This window comes from Promicromonospora sp. NPDC019610 (genome assembly GCF_044389365.1).
Lineage (GTDB): Bacteria > Actinomycetota > Actinomycetes > Actinomycetales > Cellulomonadaceae > Promicromonospora.
In genome coordinates this window covers 79,631-94,178 of record NZ_JBIRXX010000003.1, presented here as the reverse complement: position 1 = coordinate 94,178, position 14,548 = coordinate 79,631, and the positions used below count along the sequence as shown (strand labels likewise).

General features: G+C 72.7%; 16 protein-coding genes and 1 riboswitch. Of the genes, 5 read left to right on the top strand and 11 right to left on the bottom strand.

Going from position 1 to position 14,548, the window contains the following annotated elements; all coding sequences use genetic code 11:
* Positions 1-4: 4 nt before the first annotated feature.
* The 11 genes from ACH45N_RS21580 to ACH45N_RS21530 all read right to left on the bottom strand — a co-directional run bounded on the left by ACH45N_RS21580 (position 5) and on the right by ACH45N_RS21530 (position 9,932).
* Complete coding sequence (locus ACH45N_RS21580) at positions 5-727, bottom strand: YcnI family protein (protein WP_397397710.1); 723 nt, start codon at positions 725-727, stop codon at positions 5-7.
* 66 nt (positions 728-793) lie between these two features.
* Positions 794-1,426: a hypothetical protein gene (locus tag ACH45N_RS21575; RefSeq protein ID WP_397397708.1), complete on the bottom strand. Its 633-nt coding sequence runs from the start codon at positions 1,424-1,426 to the stop codon at positions 794-796.
* A 10-nt stretch (positions 1,427-1,436) separates the two neighbouring features.
* The gene (locus ACH45N_RS21570; RefSeq protein ID WP_377228133.1) at positions 1,437-2,099 is read right to left on the bottom strand and encodes a LytR C-terminal domain-containing protein; all 663 of its coding nucleotides are present in this window, start codon (positions 2,097-2,099) and stop codon (positions 1,437-1,439) included.
* A gap of 19 nt (positions 2,100-2,118) precedes the next feature.
* Entirely contained in the window at positions 2,119-2,415 is a 297-nt protein-coding gene (locus tag ACH45N_RS21565; RefSeq protein WP_285107916.1) for a type II toxin-antitoxin system VapB family antitoxin, read from the bottom strand.
* A gap of 148 nt (positions 2,416-2,563) precedes the next feature.
* Positions 2,564-4,219, bottom strand: a complete 1,656-nt coding sequence (locus ACH45N_RS21560) for an ABC transporter permease (RefSeq protein ID WP_397397705.1) — start codon at positions 4,217-4,219, stop codon at positions 2,564-2,566.
* A complete protein-coding gene (locus tag ACH45N_RS21555; RefSeq protein WP_397397703.1) occupies positions 4,216-5,214 on the bottom strand; it encodes an ATP-binding cassette domain-containing protein in 999 nt (332 codons plus the stop codon). Before ACH45N_RS21555 ends, ACH45N_RS21560 begins: the two co-directional genes overlap by 4 nt.
* 64 nt (positions 5,215-5,278) lie before the next feature.
* Entirely contained in the window at positions 5,279-5,974 is a 696-nt protein-coding gene (locus ACH45N_RS21550; protein ID WP_397397701.1) for a TetR family transcriptional regulator, read from the bottom strand.
* 40 nt (positions 5,975-6,014) lie between these two features.
* Positions 6,015-7,277 carry a uracil-xanthine permease family protein gene (locus ACH45N_RS21545; protein ID WP_397397699.1) on the bottom strand — a complete coding sequence of 421 codons (1,263 nt, stop codon included), beginning with the start codon at positions 7,275-7,277 and terminating at the stop codon, positions 6,015-6,017.
* A 66-nt stretch (positions 7,278-7,343) separates the two neighbouring features.
* Positions 7,344-8,204 carry a serine aminopeptidase domain-containing protein gene (locus ACH45N_RS21540; protein WP_397397697.1) on the bottom strand — a complete coding sequence of 287 codons (861 nt, stop codon included), beginning with the start codon at positions 8,202-8,204 and terminating at the stop codon, positions 7,344-7,346.
* A 141-nt stretch (positions 8,205-8,345) separates the two neighbouring features.
* On the bottom strand, positions 8,346-9,275 hold the full coding sequence (locus ACH45N_RS21535) for an LLM class F420-dependent oxidoreductase (RefSeq protein ID WP_397397695.1): 930 nt from the start codon (positions 9,273-9,275) through the stop codon (positions 8,346-8,348).
* 39 nt (positions 9,276-9,314) lie between these two features.
* Positions 9,315-9,932 (bottom strand): DsbA family protein, encoded by a 618-nt coding sequence (locus ACH45N_RS21530; protein WP_397397693.1) that lies wholly within the window; start codon positions 9,930-9,932, stop codon positions 9,315-9,317.
* Positions 9,933-9,956: 24 nt separating this feature from the next.
* On the opposite strand from ACH45N_RS21530, the gene ACH45N_RS21525 reads away from it, so the two are divergent.
* The 5 genes from ACH45N_RS21525 to ACH45N_RS21505 all read left to right on the top strand — a co-directional run bounded on the left by ACH45N_RS21525 (position 9,957) and on the right by ACH45N_RS21505 (position 14,480).
* Positions 9,957-10,214, top strand: a complete 258-nt coding sequence (locus ACH45N_RS21525; protein WP_397397691.1) for a hypothetical protein — start codon at positions 9,957-9,959, stop codon at positions 10,212-10,214.
* A gap of 10 nt (positions 10,215-10,224) precedes the next feature.
* Entirely contained in the window at positions 10,225-10,974 is a 750-nt protein-coding gene (locus ACH45N_RS21520) for a helix-turn-helix domain-containing protein (protein WP_397397689.1), read from the top strand.
* Positions 10,975-11,100: 126 nt separating this feature from the next.
* Positions 11,101-11,236: riboswitch (FMN riboswitch) on the top strand.
* A gap of 115 nt (positions 11,237-11,351) precedes the next feature.
* Complete coding sequence (gene pnuC, locus ACH45N_RS21515; RefSeq protein ID WP_397397687.1) at positions 11,352-12,038, top strand: nicotinamide riboside transporter PnuC; 687 nt, start codon at positions 11,352-11,354, stop codon at positions 12,036-12,038.
* A gap of 19 nt (positions 12,039-12,057) precedes the next feature.
* Positions 12,058-13,209 (top strand): Gfo/Idh/MocA family protein, encoded by a 1,152-nt coding sequence (locus tag ACH45N_RS21510; RefSeq protein ID WP_397397685.1) that lies wholly within the window; start codon positions 12,058-12,060, stop codon positions 13,207-13,209.
* Positions 13,210-13,259: 50 nt separating this feature from the next.
* Entirely contained in the window at positions 13,260-14,480 is a 1,221-nt protein-coding gene (locus ACH45N_RS21505) for an acyl-CoA dehydrogenase family protein (protein ID WP_397397683.1), read from the top strand.
* Positions 14,481-14,548 lie beyond the last annotated feature (68 nt).

Here is a 14,548-nt window from a genome sequence, read left to right as displayed (position 1 = left end):
GCCGTCAGGCGCGGCGGCGGGTCACCAGGGCGACGCCGATCCCGACGGCGCCGACCAGGATCCCGGCCCCGCCGAGCCAGCGGCCCACGGGGTCGACGGCGGGCTCGTCACCGGCCGCCGCGGCACCGTCCGCGCCCGACGCCTCGGCGTCCGTGTGGCCGCCGCCGTGCCCGTCGCCCTCGGCGGCCGTCGTCGTGAACAGGGGCGCGGGTGCCTCCGGCTCCTTGCCGTCGTCGCCGGCCAGGTCGTCCCAGTCGACGACGCTGCCGTCGGTGTACGTCTGGTGCGCGGGGAGCACCACCTCGGTGCCCTCCGCGGGCAGCGCCCCGACCCGCACGGCGAACTCCTGGTACTCGTGCGGCGGCACCTCGTGGCCCTTCTGGGCCGTCCAGGTGACGCGCGCCGGGGCCTCGTCGACGGTCGCGCCCTCGACCTCGAACGGCTCGGCGAGCTTCTCGACCGCCACCTCGACGTCCCAGCCCGGCAGGCTGCGGGGCGTGACGCTGAGGAACGGGGTGTCCGTGGGCAGGTCGACGACGAGCCGCTCCGTCGACGCGGTGTCCGACTCGGTGGGCACGCGGAACGTGAGGCTCGCGTAGCTCTCGGCGGCGGTCGTGTCGGGACTCACACCGACGTGGGCGTACGCCGCGGTCGGCAGCAGCACGAGGACGGCGGTGGCGGGGACGGCCGCGAGGGCGCGGCGGGTGGGCAGGCTGAAGCGAGTCATGTGCTCGGTCCTTCGGTACGGGGTGGGTGGGAGGGCATGCGGCGGCCCGCCCCCAGCCCGACTCCGTCAGGCCGCGAGGCGCATCGCCAGGGCGGACGACGGCGGTCCGCGCTCCGGCGCCACGTGCACGTCCACCCGGCCCGGCACCGGGCGGAGCAGCGCCGGCACGGGGGCGCGGCGCACCGCCGGGAGCCGCAGGGGCTCCACCGCGAGCGGCCGGACCAGCCACGTCGCGAGCAGCCAGACGCCCCGCTCGACGCCCACGAGCAGGCCGACGGAGACGACGGTCGCCGCCGCGTGCCACGCGAGCATCCCGGGGGCGATCGCCGCCGGCTCGGCGGCCCCGACGCACGCCCCGTACACCCCGGGGACGGCGCCGGCCAGGTGCGCGTGCGTCCCGGACAAGGCCCCGCCGTCGGGCAGCCCGGACGGCGGGCAGGCGCCGCCGAGGAAGGAGAACGCCTGGTGCGCGGCGTACTGGCCGAGGCCCGCCAGGGCGAGGCCGCCCGGCCAGCGGATCTGGCGCCGCACCGCGAACGCGGCGGCCGCGAGCAGGAGCGCGCCCAGCAGGGCGATCGCCTCGACGGGCGGCACGTGACCGCCGGCCTCGAAGTGCGCGGCCAGGGACAGCGCGAGCACGACCGCCGCCCACAGGAGCGCGCGGCCGAGGCCCACTGCTCCCGAGGACGGCGTCAGCACGGCACCGACCTTACTTGGCGGGCTGGCCCTCGTCGCCGGTCTTGGTCCGCTTGACCTGCTCCACCGGCTCGATCGACTTCGCGGGCACACAGCCCTCGGCGTTCAGCAGCGGCTGGTCGGACGCCAGCTCGACGTCCTCGACGTCGAGCGGCGCCTCGAACTCCTCGCCGATGAGCAGGTCGATCTTGCGGTCGGTGCGGTCGTCGAGGACCAGGCGGATCTCGGGGAACTGCGCCGCGAGCGTGTACGCCTGCACGATCCCCTTGCGGCCGAACCGGATCTCCGACTCCTGGAGCTGCATCGGCACGTTGCCCTTGGCCACGATGCTGAACCCGCGGTCCGCGAGCACCGACTCGTGCGCGCTGGCCAGGCCGATCTCCTCCGACGCGTTCAGCAGCCGGACCTCGACGTCCGAGTAGGCGGTCGGCAGGGCGCCGTCGGGCTGGCCCTTGATCGGGGGCAGGCACGGGACCGGGTAGGTCTCCTGCTCCCCCACGCCGACCGTGGTGAACGGGCGGTTGAACGGCGAGCTGATGGCGCCGGAGTAGACCGCGAGCGCGAAGATGCCGCAGACCGCCAGGAACGCGATGAGCACACCGAAGACCACGGCCTGGCGCTCGTGCTCTCGGCGCCGGCGCTCCACGCGCGCCTGGTCGTACCCGGGGGATGTCACGCGACGAACCTACCTGAGGTCAGCGGATGGTGAGCACGCGAGCGTGCAGGACTGGACGTTGCTGGAGGGCGGCGCGCACGGCTCGGTGCAGGCCGTCCTCCAGGTAGAGCGTGCCCTCGTACTCCACGACGTGGGCGAACAGGTCACCGTAGAACGTGGAGTCCTCCGCGAGCAGCTGGTCGAGGTCGAGGGTGCGCTTGGTGGTCACCAGCTCGTCGAGCCGCACCTGGCGTGGCGGCACGTCGACCCAGTCACGGGTGCGCGTCCGCCCGTGCTCGGGGTACGGGCGGCCGTCTCCTACGGCCTTGAAGATCATCGGTCCGTCCTCACTGGACTCGGCGGGGGCACGGTCCGGGAGCGGCTGTGCGAACCTGCCTGCTGACACCGGACGGCGTCCTGAACCCTACCGGAACGCGGAACCCGAGAACAGCCGGGCCCCGCCGGGCCGAGCAGCCCGGCGGGGCTCAGACGCGTGGCACGTCCCGTCGCCGGAAGCCCGTGAAGGCCAGCAGGAACAGCACCGCGGCGACGCCGCCCAGGCCCCACAGGCGGGCCGCCTCGACGTCGGCGAGCGCGGGGTTGCCCACCCACCAGAACGGCGAGATCTTGCGGGCCCACTCCGGCAGGTCGAACAGGTCGGCGAACATGCCCACGAGGAAGACGTACCCGACCATCACCCAGGCCAGCCCCGTCGCGCGCGGCAGCCACGCGTAGAGCGCGGCCGCGAGGCCCACGAGCACGGCGAGCGCCGGGAGGTAGGCGAGGCCCAGCTCCAGGTAGTCCCCGAACGGGACCTCGTCGTAGCCGGTCGACGCGGCCCCGACCCACAGGGCGAGCGCACCGGTGACCTGCACCACGACCATGCCCAGCAGCGAGACCACCAGGGTGGACGCGAGCCAGCGCCCGCGGGAGACCGGTGCGGCCAGCACGAGCTCCGTGCGGCCGGACTCCTCCTCGCCCTTGACCCGGAGCGTCGCCGCGATCCCGTAGGCCGCGGCCCCGGCGGCGATGTAGAGGCCGAAGATCCCGAGGAAGGTCCGGACCATGTCCTCGCCGCTGCCGAGCAGGGCCGCGTACACGGGGTTGCCCTCGACGGCGTCGAGCATGTTCGGCACCTCGCGGATGATGGTGCCGGAGCCGAGCCACATCGCGCCCAGGCCGAGCGCCGTCCACATCAGGGCGCCACGCTGCTGCACCCAGGCGAGCGGGGCCGGGCCGGTCAGCGTGGGCTCGGCGTCCGCGCGTCCCTTGCGCACGGCGACCAGGCCGGCGTCGAAGTCGCGGCGCGACCCCAGGAAGGCGGCCAGGACGAGGAGCAGGACGATCGCCGCGACGCACAGGCCGAGCGGCCACCACCGCAGGTCCACGAAGACCCGCGTCTGCTGCACCCACGCGATCGGGGAGAGCCAGGACACGACGCTGCCGTGCTCCTCCTGGACGTCGCCCAGCGCACGCAGCAGGAACGCGGCGCCGAGCACCGCCAGCGACAGGCCGACGGCGCCCCTGCCGTGCTCGTACGCCTGCGCGGCGACGAGGGCCACCGCCCCGAAGACGAGCGCCCCGAGCGCGATGGCGAAGGTCATGGCGAACGACTGCGCGACGTCGAAGTCCTGCGCGGCGACCGCCACGGCGCTCGTCAGCGCGATGATCACGTTCATGATCAGCACGAGGAGCAGGGCGGCCACCGACGGCGCGTGCCGCCCCACGACGCCGGCCCGCACGAGCTCGGACCGGCTGCTCTCCTCCTCGGCGCGCGTGTGCCGCACGACCTGCAGGATGCTCATGACGGCCAGGGTGAGGACCACCCAGAGGATGAACTCGTTCGCCACGGCCGCGCCGGGCGTGTAGTCGCCGATGCCGTAGCCGGGCCCGGTCATGGAGATCATCGCGGGCGACGAGACGAGCACGGAGCGGGCCTCGCTGGCCGCCGGGTCGTCGAGAAGCACGTACTCGCCGAGCCCGCCCGCATAGAGAAACGTCACACCGAGGGTCCACCAGAGGATGCGCATCCGGTCCCGGCGAAGCATGAACCGCAGCAGCGTGCCGGTCCCCGTGAGCGTGGAGCCGAACGCCGGGCGGGCCAGGACCGGGGCCGACGGCGTCGCGACGGCCGCGCTCATCGCGCACCCGCCTTCGCGGCGTCGGCCCCGGTGCCGGTGCCAGCGCCGGTGTCGGTGTCGGTGTCGAGCACGTCGCCGTAGTGGCGCATGAACAGCTCCTCCAGCGACGGCGGGGTCGCGGTGAGGCTGCGCACGTCGAGCGCGGTGACGGCCGAGAGCACGGCGCCGATCTGCGCGTTGTCGGCGTCGAACGTCACGCGGGTGCCGCCGTCGGCCGGCGTGGTGACCAGGTCGTGGACGCCGGGCAGCGCCGTCACGCCGGCCGGGTCGCCGGCCACCACGGCCGTCACGCTCGTGCGGGTGAGGTGGCGCAGCTCGTCCAGCGTGCCGGACTCCACGTCGGTGCCGTTGCGGATGATCGTCACGGTGTCGCAGACCTTCTCGACCTCGGACAGGATGTGGCTGCTCAGCAGCACCGACCGGCCGGCCGCCCTGGCCTCGCGCACGTACTCCGTGAACACGGCCTCCATGAGCGGGTCCAGGCCGGAGGTGGGCTCGTCGAGCACGTACAGCTCGGCGTCGGTCAGGAAGGCCGCGACCAGGGCGACCTTCTGCCGGTTGCCCTTGGAGTAGGTGCGCGCCTTCTTGCGCGGGTCGAGCTCGAAGCGCTCCAGCAGCTCGGCCTTGCGCGCCCGCAGGCGCGCCCGGTCGGTGCGGCCGCTGAGGCGGGCGAGGTAGTCGATGCACTCTCCGCCGGTCAGGTTGGGCCACAGGCTGACGTCGCCGGGGACGTAGGTGATCCGCCTGTGCAGCTCGACGGCGTCCCGCCAGACGTCCCCGCCGAACAGCCGGGCGCTGCCGGAGTCGGCCCGCAGCAGGCCGAGCAGCACACGGATGGTGGTCGACTTGCCGGCGCCGTTGGGGCCGAGGAAGCCGCGGACCTCACCGGGACGGACGGTCAGGTTCAGGCCGTCGAGCGCCTTCACGGCGCCGAAGGACTTGTGCAGGTCGTGGATCTCGATCGCGGGTACGGCGCTCGATGTGGTGCTGGTCATGGCTGGTTCGCTCTCTGACGTCGGGACGGAGACGTGGCAGGGCGGCGCTCGACCGGCGGTCCGGTCAGCCTGAGGCAGGGGTGGGCGCCACCTCGTCGGACGGCGGCGGGTCGGGCACGTACAGGAGGTACTCGTCGAGCATGCGGCGAGACGTGAGGAAGCCCTGGGTGAACAGCTCCATCATGGGCAGGTAGCTGTTGGTGAAGAAGGCGCGGACGATGCCGACCAAATCGGCGGGGTCTGACGGCGGGCTGAGCGTCACCTCGAGCAGCAGCGCACCGAGGGACGAGAGCGTCAGGTACCGGGCCCGGGCGGCGTCGTCGCGGCTGGGCACGATCACGCCGGCGGCCACGCCCTCCTGGAGGTAGCCGACGGCGTCGGTGACCATGTGGTCGATGAACTCGCGGGCCAGCGGGCTGCCGTCCTGCATGGACCGCAGGATGTAGCCGACCAGGGGCGCGTTCTCGTCGACGGCCGCGAACCGGTGGAAGAAGCTCTGGCCCGCCGCGACGGTGGCGACGTTCTCCTGCTTGAGCCGGCGGATCGTGGCCAGCACCTGCGCGTCGCACTCCGCGCGGAGCTTCTCCTTGGAGCCGAAGTGGTGCATCACCAGGCCGGCGCTCACCCCGGCGTCCGCGGCGACCGCCCGGACCGGCGCGCCGAAGCCCTCCACCGCGAACCGGTGGATCGCGGCGTCGCGGATCCTGGCGCGGGCGGTGAGGTCCTCGGCGTCGGTCGGTCCGGAGCGGGCTGAACGCATGTTCAACATGCTAACCACGCGTTCAGCCCACTGTCCAGAGTCAGCCCGTGGCGGTGCCCCGCCAGCGGCCGATCGCGCGCATGACGTGGTAGATGACCAGGGCCGCGGCGGTGCCGAGCGCGATGCCGCCGAACTGCAGGTCGCCGGCCGTCCAGGTGAAGTTGGCGATGCCGATGATCAACGGCACGGCCGCCGTGGTCAGGTTCACCGAGTCGGAGAAGTCGACCTTGGCCTGCACCCAGATCCGGGCGCCGAGGATGCCGATCATCCCGTAGAGCATCGTGGTCACGCCGCCGAGCACGCCTGCCGGCACGGTGTTGATCAGCGCGCCGAACTTGGGCGAGAGGCTGAGCGCGAGGGCACCGAACGCGGCGACCCAGTAGGCGGCCGTGGAGTACACGCGCGATGCCGCCATGACGCCGATGTTCTCCGCGTACGTGGTGGTGCCGGAGCCGCCGCCGAGGCCCGCGAACGTGGTCGCCAGGCCGTCGGCCAGGAGGGCACGGCCGGTGAGCTTGTCGTAGTCGCGGCCGGTCATCGCGGCCACCGACTTCACGTGGCCCACGTTCTCCGCGATGAGCACCAGCACGACCGGGAGGAACAGCCCGAGCACGCCCGGGTCGAACGACGGCGCCGTGAAGTGCGGCAGGCCCAGCCAGTCGGCCTTTCGCACGTCCACGAAGCTGACCTCGCCGCGCACGCTCGCGAAGGCGTAGCCGATCACCACGCCGAGCAGGATCGCCAGGCGGCCGACGATGCCCCGGAACAGCACCTGGATCAGGATGATCGAGGCGAGGGTGACCACAGCCGTGAGCGGCGCGAGCTGGAAGTTGCTCCACGCCACGGGCGCCAGGTTGAGCCCGATGAGCGCCACGATCACGCCGGTCACGACAGGCGGCATGATGATCTGGATCCAGCGCGCTCCCGCGAAGTGCACCACCACGCCGACGAGCGCCAGGAGCAGGCCGGTGGCCAGGATGCCGCCGAGCGCCACGGACTGTCCGCCCGACGCCGTGGCCGCGGTGATCGGCGCGATGAACGCGAAGCTCGACCCCAGGTAGCTCGGGAGCCTGTTGCCCGTGACGAGCAGGAAGGTGATGGTGCCGATCGCCGAGAAGAACAGCGTGGTCGCCGGGTCGAACTTGGTGAGTACCGGCACCAGGAAGGTGGCGCCGAACATCGCGACGATGTGCTGCAGACCGATCCCGACGGTGCGCGGCCAGCTCAACCGCTCGTGCGGGGCGACCACCTCACCGGGGGTGATGCGGGCGCCGTCACCGTGCAGCTTCCAGCCGAGTCGCATTGTGTTGTCCTTGATCTCGCAACGGGATTGTCGCGCGGATCCTATAGGTCAACGGGTGCGACCGGGTCAGCAGGTGCCGCGGTACTCGCTGATCTGCTCGTCCGGCTCCGGCGCGGGGCAGAGGAACCGGGCGTAGCGCTCGTCGTCGTCCACGTAAAGCTTGAGCCACGAGATGCTGTACCGGGCGATGGTCGGGTCGGCGAAGTTCGGCGCGTCGTGCCCCGCGCCGCGCAGCTCCAGGTAGGCCTTGTCGCCGCCGGCCGGGAGCGACTCGTACATCGGCTCGGCGTGCAGGCGCACCCGGGCGACCGTGTCCCGCTCGGCCCCGATCACCAGGGTGGGCGCGCTGACCTCGGGAAACGTCTTGTCCACGCTCCACGGCGTGAGCGGCACGACCGCCCGCAGCGCGGGCCGGTCCTTGGCCGCCTCCAGGCTGCCGCCGCCGCCCATCGAGTGGCCCATCACGGCGAGCCGCGCGGGGTCGATCCGGTCCGCCACCGCACTGCCCCGCAGCTGGTCCAGCGCGGCAAGGAGCTGGTCGCCGCGGCTGGCCGGCGAGTCGCCGCCGGTGAACGTGTCGATCGTCACGACGACGAAGCCCTGCGAGGCCAGCCGCGGGCCGAGCCACGCGAGGCCCGCCTGGGTACCCGTGTAGCCCGGCGCGATCGCGACCGCGCCGAACGTGCCCTCGGAGGTGTCGGTCGGGTAGTAGACGGTGCCGCCCCCGAACCCGACGGCGGAGGCCCGGGAGATGACGGCGACGCCGACGTCGAACGCACCCAGCGGCGCCTCGACGCTCGCCTCGGTCGGGTCCGGTCCCCGGCGGAAACCGTCGTCGGCGGAGGCGGCAGGTCCGGCGACGAGCGCTCCGGCGACGAGCACGGCGGCGGCCAGGGAGGCACGGGGAACACGAGAACGGCTCGGCATGACTTCTCCCGGGTGTGTCGCGTGGGTGTGTCGCGAGGAGCGGCTGAGACGACCCTAGGGAACATTCACCGCGACGGCCCGCCGAGACGGACGGGCCGCCCCGCGGTGGCGGGGCGGCCCGGGAGCCAGGCGGGAGCGGCGTCAGCCGAGCTGCGGGCGCACCTCGCGCGCGACCAGGTCGAGATGGTCGAGGTCCGCCAGGTCGAGGACCTGGAGGTAGACCCGCTGGACGCCCTCGGCCTCCAGCGCCTTGAGCCGGTCCGCGGCCTCGGCGACGGTGCCGGCGATGCCGTGCTCGCGCAGCTCGCCGGGCTCGCGCCCGATCGCGGCGGCGCGGCGGGTGAACTCGGCCTCGTCCCGGCCGATCGCGGCGACGAGCGCCACCGACTGGACGATCGAGCCGGGCTCGCGCCCGGCGTCGGACAGCGCCTTCTCGACCACCTTGATCCGCGGGCCGATCGCGTCGATCTCCGGGAAGGACTGGTTGTACTCGTCGCCGTACCGCGCGGCCAGGGCGGGCGTGCGGCGCGGGCCGCCGCCCCCGACGAGCACCGGGATCTTGGCCTGCGCGGGCTTCGGCAGCGCCGGCGAGTCGGTGACCTGGTAGTGCTCGCCCGAGAACGAGAACCTCTCACCCACGGGCGTGCCCCACAGCCCGGTGACGACGGCGAGCTGCTCCTCCAGGATGCCGAACCGCTTCTCGGGGAACGGGATGCCGTACGCGGCGTGCTCGGCGGCGAACCAGCCGGTGCCGAGGCCCAGCTCGACGCGTCCGCCGGACATCTGGTCCACCTGCGCCACCTGGATGGCCAGCACGCCGGGGTGCCGGAACGTCGCCGAGGAGACGAGCGTGCCGAGCCGCACCGTGGACGTCTCACGGGCGAGGCCCGCGAGCGTGATCCAGGAGTCGGTGGGGCCGGGCAGTCCGTCGCCGTCGCCCATGGCCAGGTAGTGGTCGGAGCGGAAGAACGCGCTGAACCCGAGCTCCTCGGTCGCGCGCGCGACGGCAAGCTGGTCGTCGTAGCTGGCGCCCTGCTGGGGCTCGATGAAGATACGCAGGTCGAGAGTCATGTTTCCTCTGGTGCCGGTGGGGTCTGGTGCCGGTGGTGGTCAGTCGAACTGGGGGTCTGTGGTGCGTGAGCGCTTGATCTCGTAGAAGTACGGGTAGCGCGCGAGCGTCACCGAGGCGTCGAACAGCGCGCCCGCCTCCTCGCCGCGCGGGATGCGCGTGAGCACCGGGCCGAAGAACGCGACGCCGTCGACGTGGATCGTGGGCGTGCCGACGTCGTCGCCGACAGGCTTCATGCCGGCCTCGTGCGAGGCGGCGAGCTCCTCGTCGTAGTCCTCCGAGGCGCCCGCCTCCGCGAGGGCGGCGGGCAGGCCGGCCTCGGCGAGCGCCGCGACGGCCACGTCGTCGAAGGCCTTGTCCTGCTGGTTGTGGATGCGCGTGCCGGCGGCGGTGTAGAAGGCCGAGAAGGCCTCGGGGCCGTGGTCGGTCTGCACGGCCGCGGCGATGCGGCCGATGCCGCGGGAGCGCTCGATGCGCGCGCGGTAGTCGTCGGGGATGTCCCGGTCCTTGTTGAGCAGGTAGAGGCTCATCAGCTTGAAGGTGAGCTCGACGTCGCGGATCTGGGCCACCTCGAGGGCCCAGCGCGACGTGATCCAGGCGAAGGGGCACATGGGGTCGACGTAGACGTCGACGACGGGACGGGCTGCGGTCTCGGTCACGCGCAGCAGACTACGCTCAACCGCGTGACCGGGATCCGATGGGGAAGCCTCGCCACCGTCGTGGCCGGCGGGGTGATCTTTCTGGTGTGCCTGGTGGGTGTGATCCTCGGTCACCCGTGGTCCGCGGTACCCGGTGTTCTCGGCCTGCTGACGGCCGTGCGCGAGGTGCGTTACCTGCGCAGACTGCAGTCAGGGAAGATCTCCGGCAAACGGGAAAATTCGCATCATGAACCGCATTCTTCGCTCAAAGACTCTTCACGGCGCCCGGGGGGCACGCGGTAGCCTGCCTGGCATGACCGCCGTCCGTACCCACACGCACGCGCAGGCAGTCGACGCAGCGGTAGACCTGTTCACCCGACAGGGGTACGAGGGAACCACCGTCGAGGAGATCGCCGACGCCGCGAAGGTGAGCCGTGCGACGTTCTTCCGCCGGTTCCGCTCGAAGGAGGACGTGGTCTTCGCGGACCACGAGCTGCTGCTCGAGGAGGTGGTGGTCATGCTGGCCGCGACCCGTCCCGACGCGCGTGCGAGCGAGGAGTCGGGCCACGACCTGGGGCGCGCCTGGGACCCCGACGTCGACCCGTACCTCGAGGTGTGCCGCGCGGCGCGCATGGTGTTCGACCACCATGTGGGCCAGCGCGAGACCTCGCTGGCCCGATACGCGCTGCTGCAGCAGGTCCCGGCCCTGCGCGACCGCGAGCTCGTCACGACGCACCGCTACGAGCGGGCGTTCACGCACTACCTGCGCGACACCCTGCCGCCGGAGCGCTCCGCCTCCACGGCGTCGATCGCGTTCGCGGCCTCGGTGGTCGCGGTGCACAACGCGATCCTGCGGCGCTGGCTGCGCACGCCGTCGCTCGAGCTGCGGCCCGAGCTGGAGGAGGCCTTCGCCGACCTGCGGCGCGCCGCCGTGCTCGGCACCGCCGCCAGCCCCCTGGCGGACGACGGCACCCCGGTCACCCGCCGCGTCGTCGTCACCGTCGTCGAGGGGGTGGCCGGGCCCGATGAGGTGGCCCGCGCCGTCCGGGACGCGCTGGTCTAGTTCGTGTCTTCCGTGTCAGACGTACAGGTCACCCGGGTGACCTGTACGTCTGACACGGGGTGGGTTCTCGTGGGAATGCCGCCGTGGCATCCTGTGTTCCGCTAGACATCGTGCAGCAGCAGTTGCACACGTGCTCCGGGGTCGGTGAAATTCCGAGCCGGCGGTCATAGTCCGCGACCCGGGTGCTCCTTCGGGAGAACCCGGTTGACCTGGTGAGATTCCAGGACCGACGGTGAAAGTCCGGATGGGAGGAAGCACGTGCGGCGCGCGCCGTCGACCCCTCGGGGTCCCCGGCACCACGCCGTCGTCGGCGCCCTCGTGGCGCGCCGGCCCTCACCCCGGAGTCCCGTGTGCGGACTTCGGAAGAGGGAAGAGACATGGACTGGTTCCGCGCCGCCTACGACGCGACGTTCCTGGTCGGCGACCAGCAGATCTACTGGCGCGAGGTCATCGGCAACCTGTTCGGCCTGACCTCCGCACTGGGCGGCCTGCGCCGCAAGGTGTGGGCGTGGCCGGTGGGCATCGTCGGCAACATCTTGCTCTTCACCGTCTTCATGGGCTCCTGGTTCGGCGAGACGGGCCGGGCGGACATGCTCGGCCAGGCCGCCCGCCAGATCATGTTCATCGCCGTCTCGATCTACGGCTGGTACCGCTGGCGGCAGACCCAGCGGTCGGGCGGGGCCGGAACGGTCGCGGTGCACCCGCGCTGGGCCTCGTGGCGGGTCCGCATCGGCCTCGTGACCGGGATGCTCGCCGGGACCCTGCTCCTGACCCCCCTCTTCCGTGCCCTCGGCTCGTACGAGCCGGTCTGGGCCGACGCCTGGATCTTCACGGGCTCGGTGCTCGCCACGTACGGCATGGCCAAGGGCTGGGTCGAGTTCTGGCTGATCTGGGTGGCCGTCGACCTCGTCGGCGTCCCGCTGCTGTTCTCCGCCGGGTACTGGGCCACCGCCCTGATGTACGTGGTCTACGGGGCGTTCACGCTGTTCGGCTTCTTCGCGTGGTGGCGCATCAGCCGCCGGGAGAACGCCGGCCCGGACCGCACGGCGGTCGCGACGGCCTGATCGCGTACCGTCGGCGCTCGTGAACGCACCGGAGCGTACGGCCAGGATCGGGATCGTCGGCTCGGGCTTCCGCGCCCGCACCATGCTGCGGGTGCTGCACGCCCTGCCGGACCGCTTCGAGGTGGCCGGGGTGGCCACCCGCAACGCGGCGGACCGCGCGGCGCTGGCGACGCGCGGCCTGCCGGCCGCCGGGCTGCCGGGGCTCCCCGCCCCGGCCTTCGCCTCGGTGCGGGAGCTGCTCGACGGCGGCGCCCCGGACCTGGTGCTGCTGACCCTCCCCGCGGGCGCTGCCCAGCCGGTGGTCCGCGACCTGGCCGCCGCCGGCGTCCCCGTGCTCACGGAGACGCCGGCGGCCGGCACGGTCGAGGAGCTGGCGGCGCTGCAGCGGCTCGTGGACGACGGCGCCTGCGTGCACGTGGCCGAGCAGTACCACCTGGAGCCGTTGATCGCGGCGCAGCTCGCGGTCGCGGCGTCCGGCCTGCTCGGCGCCGTGACCGACGCGCACGTCGCCGTGGCGCACGACTACCACGGCCTCAGCGTGCTGCGCCGCGCCCTGGGCGCCGGCTTCGAGGACGTCGAGATCACCGCCCGGCGCGACGCGCGGCGGGTGCTGCCGAGCCCCGGCCGGGCGGACGACCCCGACGACCTCGCCCTGGTCGGCACGGTGCACGCGACCGCGTGGCTGGACTACGGCGACCGCCTGGGTACGTACGAGTTCGACGACGTCCAGTACCGCTCCTGGGTCCGCTCCCCCGCCCTGCTGGTCCGCGGCGAGCGGGGCGAGCTGCGCGACGACGTCGTGCGGAGCGTCGGCGCCGACGGCCTGCCCCGGCGCTCCGCGCTGGAGCGCGTGGCCGCGGGCGGGGCCGGCAGCCACGAGGGCCTGTTCCTGCGCGGCTACACGCTGGACGGCGAGTGGCTGTACCGCAACGCGTTCCGCCCGGCCCGCCTGCCCGACGACGAGCTGTCGATCGCGCGCATCGTGGCCGACATGGCCGACCACGTGCTGCACGGGGCGGCCGCGCCCTACTCCGTGGCCGAGGCGGCGCAGGACCAGTACCTCCAGCTCGAGGTGCGGCGCGCCGCGGCGTCGGGCGAACGGGTGCGGACCCGGCCGCAGCCGTGGGCCCACGGGCGTGCCTGCCACCACGCCGAGACCTCGCTCGGGTGAGACGTAGTATCGCTTGACCTGAGATCCGGTACCGGCGCACCATGGGAGACATGACTCAGACCCCAGGGGTGACGGCGCCCGCCTACGACGTCTCGCAACCGCTCGACATCGACTTCGCCGGCGTGTTCGCCGACATCACGGCGGAGGAGCGGGCCCAGCAGCTCGCCGTCCGCCGGTTCGTGCAGGACGAGGTGCTGCCCGTCATCGACGGCTACTGGGAGCGGTACGAGGTACCGATGGACCTGGTCAAGCGCATGGCCGAGCTGGACTTCCTGCGCGACGGCGTGGACGTGCCCGGCTTCCCGAAGATCTCCAAGATGGCCGAGGGGCTGTCCGCGATGGAGATGTCGCGCGGCGACGGGTCCGTGACCACCATCTGCGGCGTGCAGGGCGGCCTCGCGCTGCGGTCGATCGTGATGCTCGGCTCCGACGAGCAGATCGAGAAGTACGCCGGCCCGATGGCCCGCGGCGAGATCCTGGGCGCCTTCGCGCTCACCGAGCCCACGCACGGCTCGGACTCCGTGGGCCTCGAGACCTCCGCCGTCAAGGAGACGCGCGACGGCGTCGAGGGGTACGTGATCAACGGCGAGAAGAAGTGGATCGGCTTCGGCTCGATCGGCGACATCTCCGTGGTGTGGGCCCGCGGTGAGGACGGCCAGGTCCACGGCTACATCGTGCCGCAGGACACCCCCGGCTACGAGGCCACGACCATCCAGGGCAAGCTCTCCCTGCGCGCCATCCACCAGGCGCACATCGTGCTGAACGACGTGTTCGTGCCGGCCGACAGCCTGCTGCCGAAGTCCGGGTCCTTCAAGGACACCGGCCGCGTGCTGTTCGCCACCCGGCTGGGGGTCGCCTGGGGCGCCGTCGGGCAGGCCATCGCCTGCTACGAGACCGCCGTGGCCTACTCCAAGCAGCGCCTGCAGTTCGGCCGGCCGCTCGCGGCGAGCCAGATGGTGCAGGAACGCCTCACGAAGATGCTGTCGATCCTCACGCAGATGCAGCTCCTGGTGAAGCAGATGACGCGGCTCGACGAGGCCGAGCAGCTCACCGGCCCGCAGGCCTCGCTCGCCAAGTACACCTGCACGCGTGGAGCCCGCGAGATCGCGTCGATCGCCCGCGACCTGCTCGGCGGCAACGGCATCCTGCTGGAGAACCGCGTGGCCCGGCACTTCGCCGACATCGAGGCCCTGCACACCTACGAGGGCACCGAGAGCATGCAGGCCCTCATCATCGGCCGCGAGATCACGGGCACCAGCGCCTTCGCCTGAGCCGTGCGGAGGTAGGGAGAACCCCACCCGCACCCGGTGGGGTCACTCAATGTGCCGGGGGCGCCGGT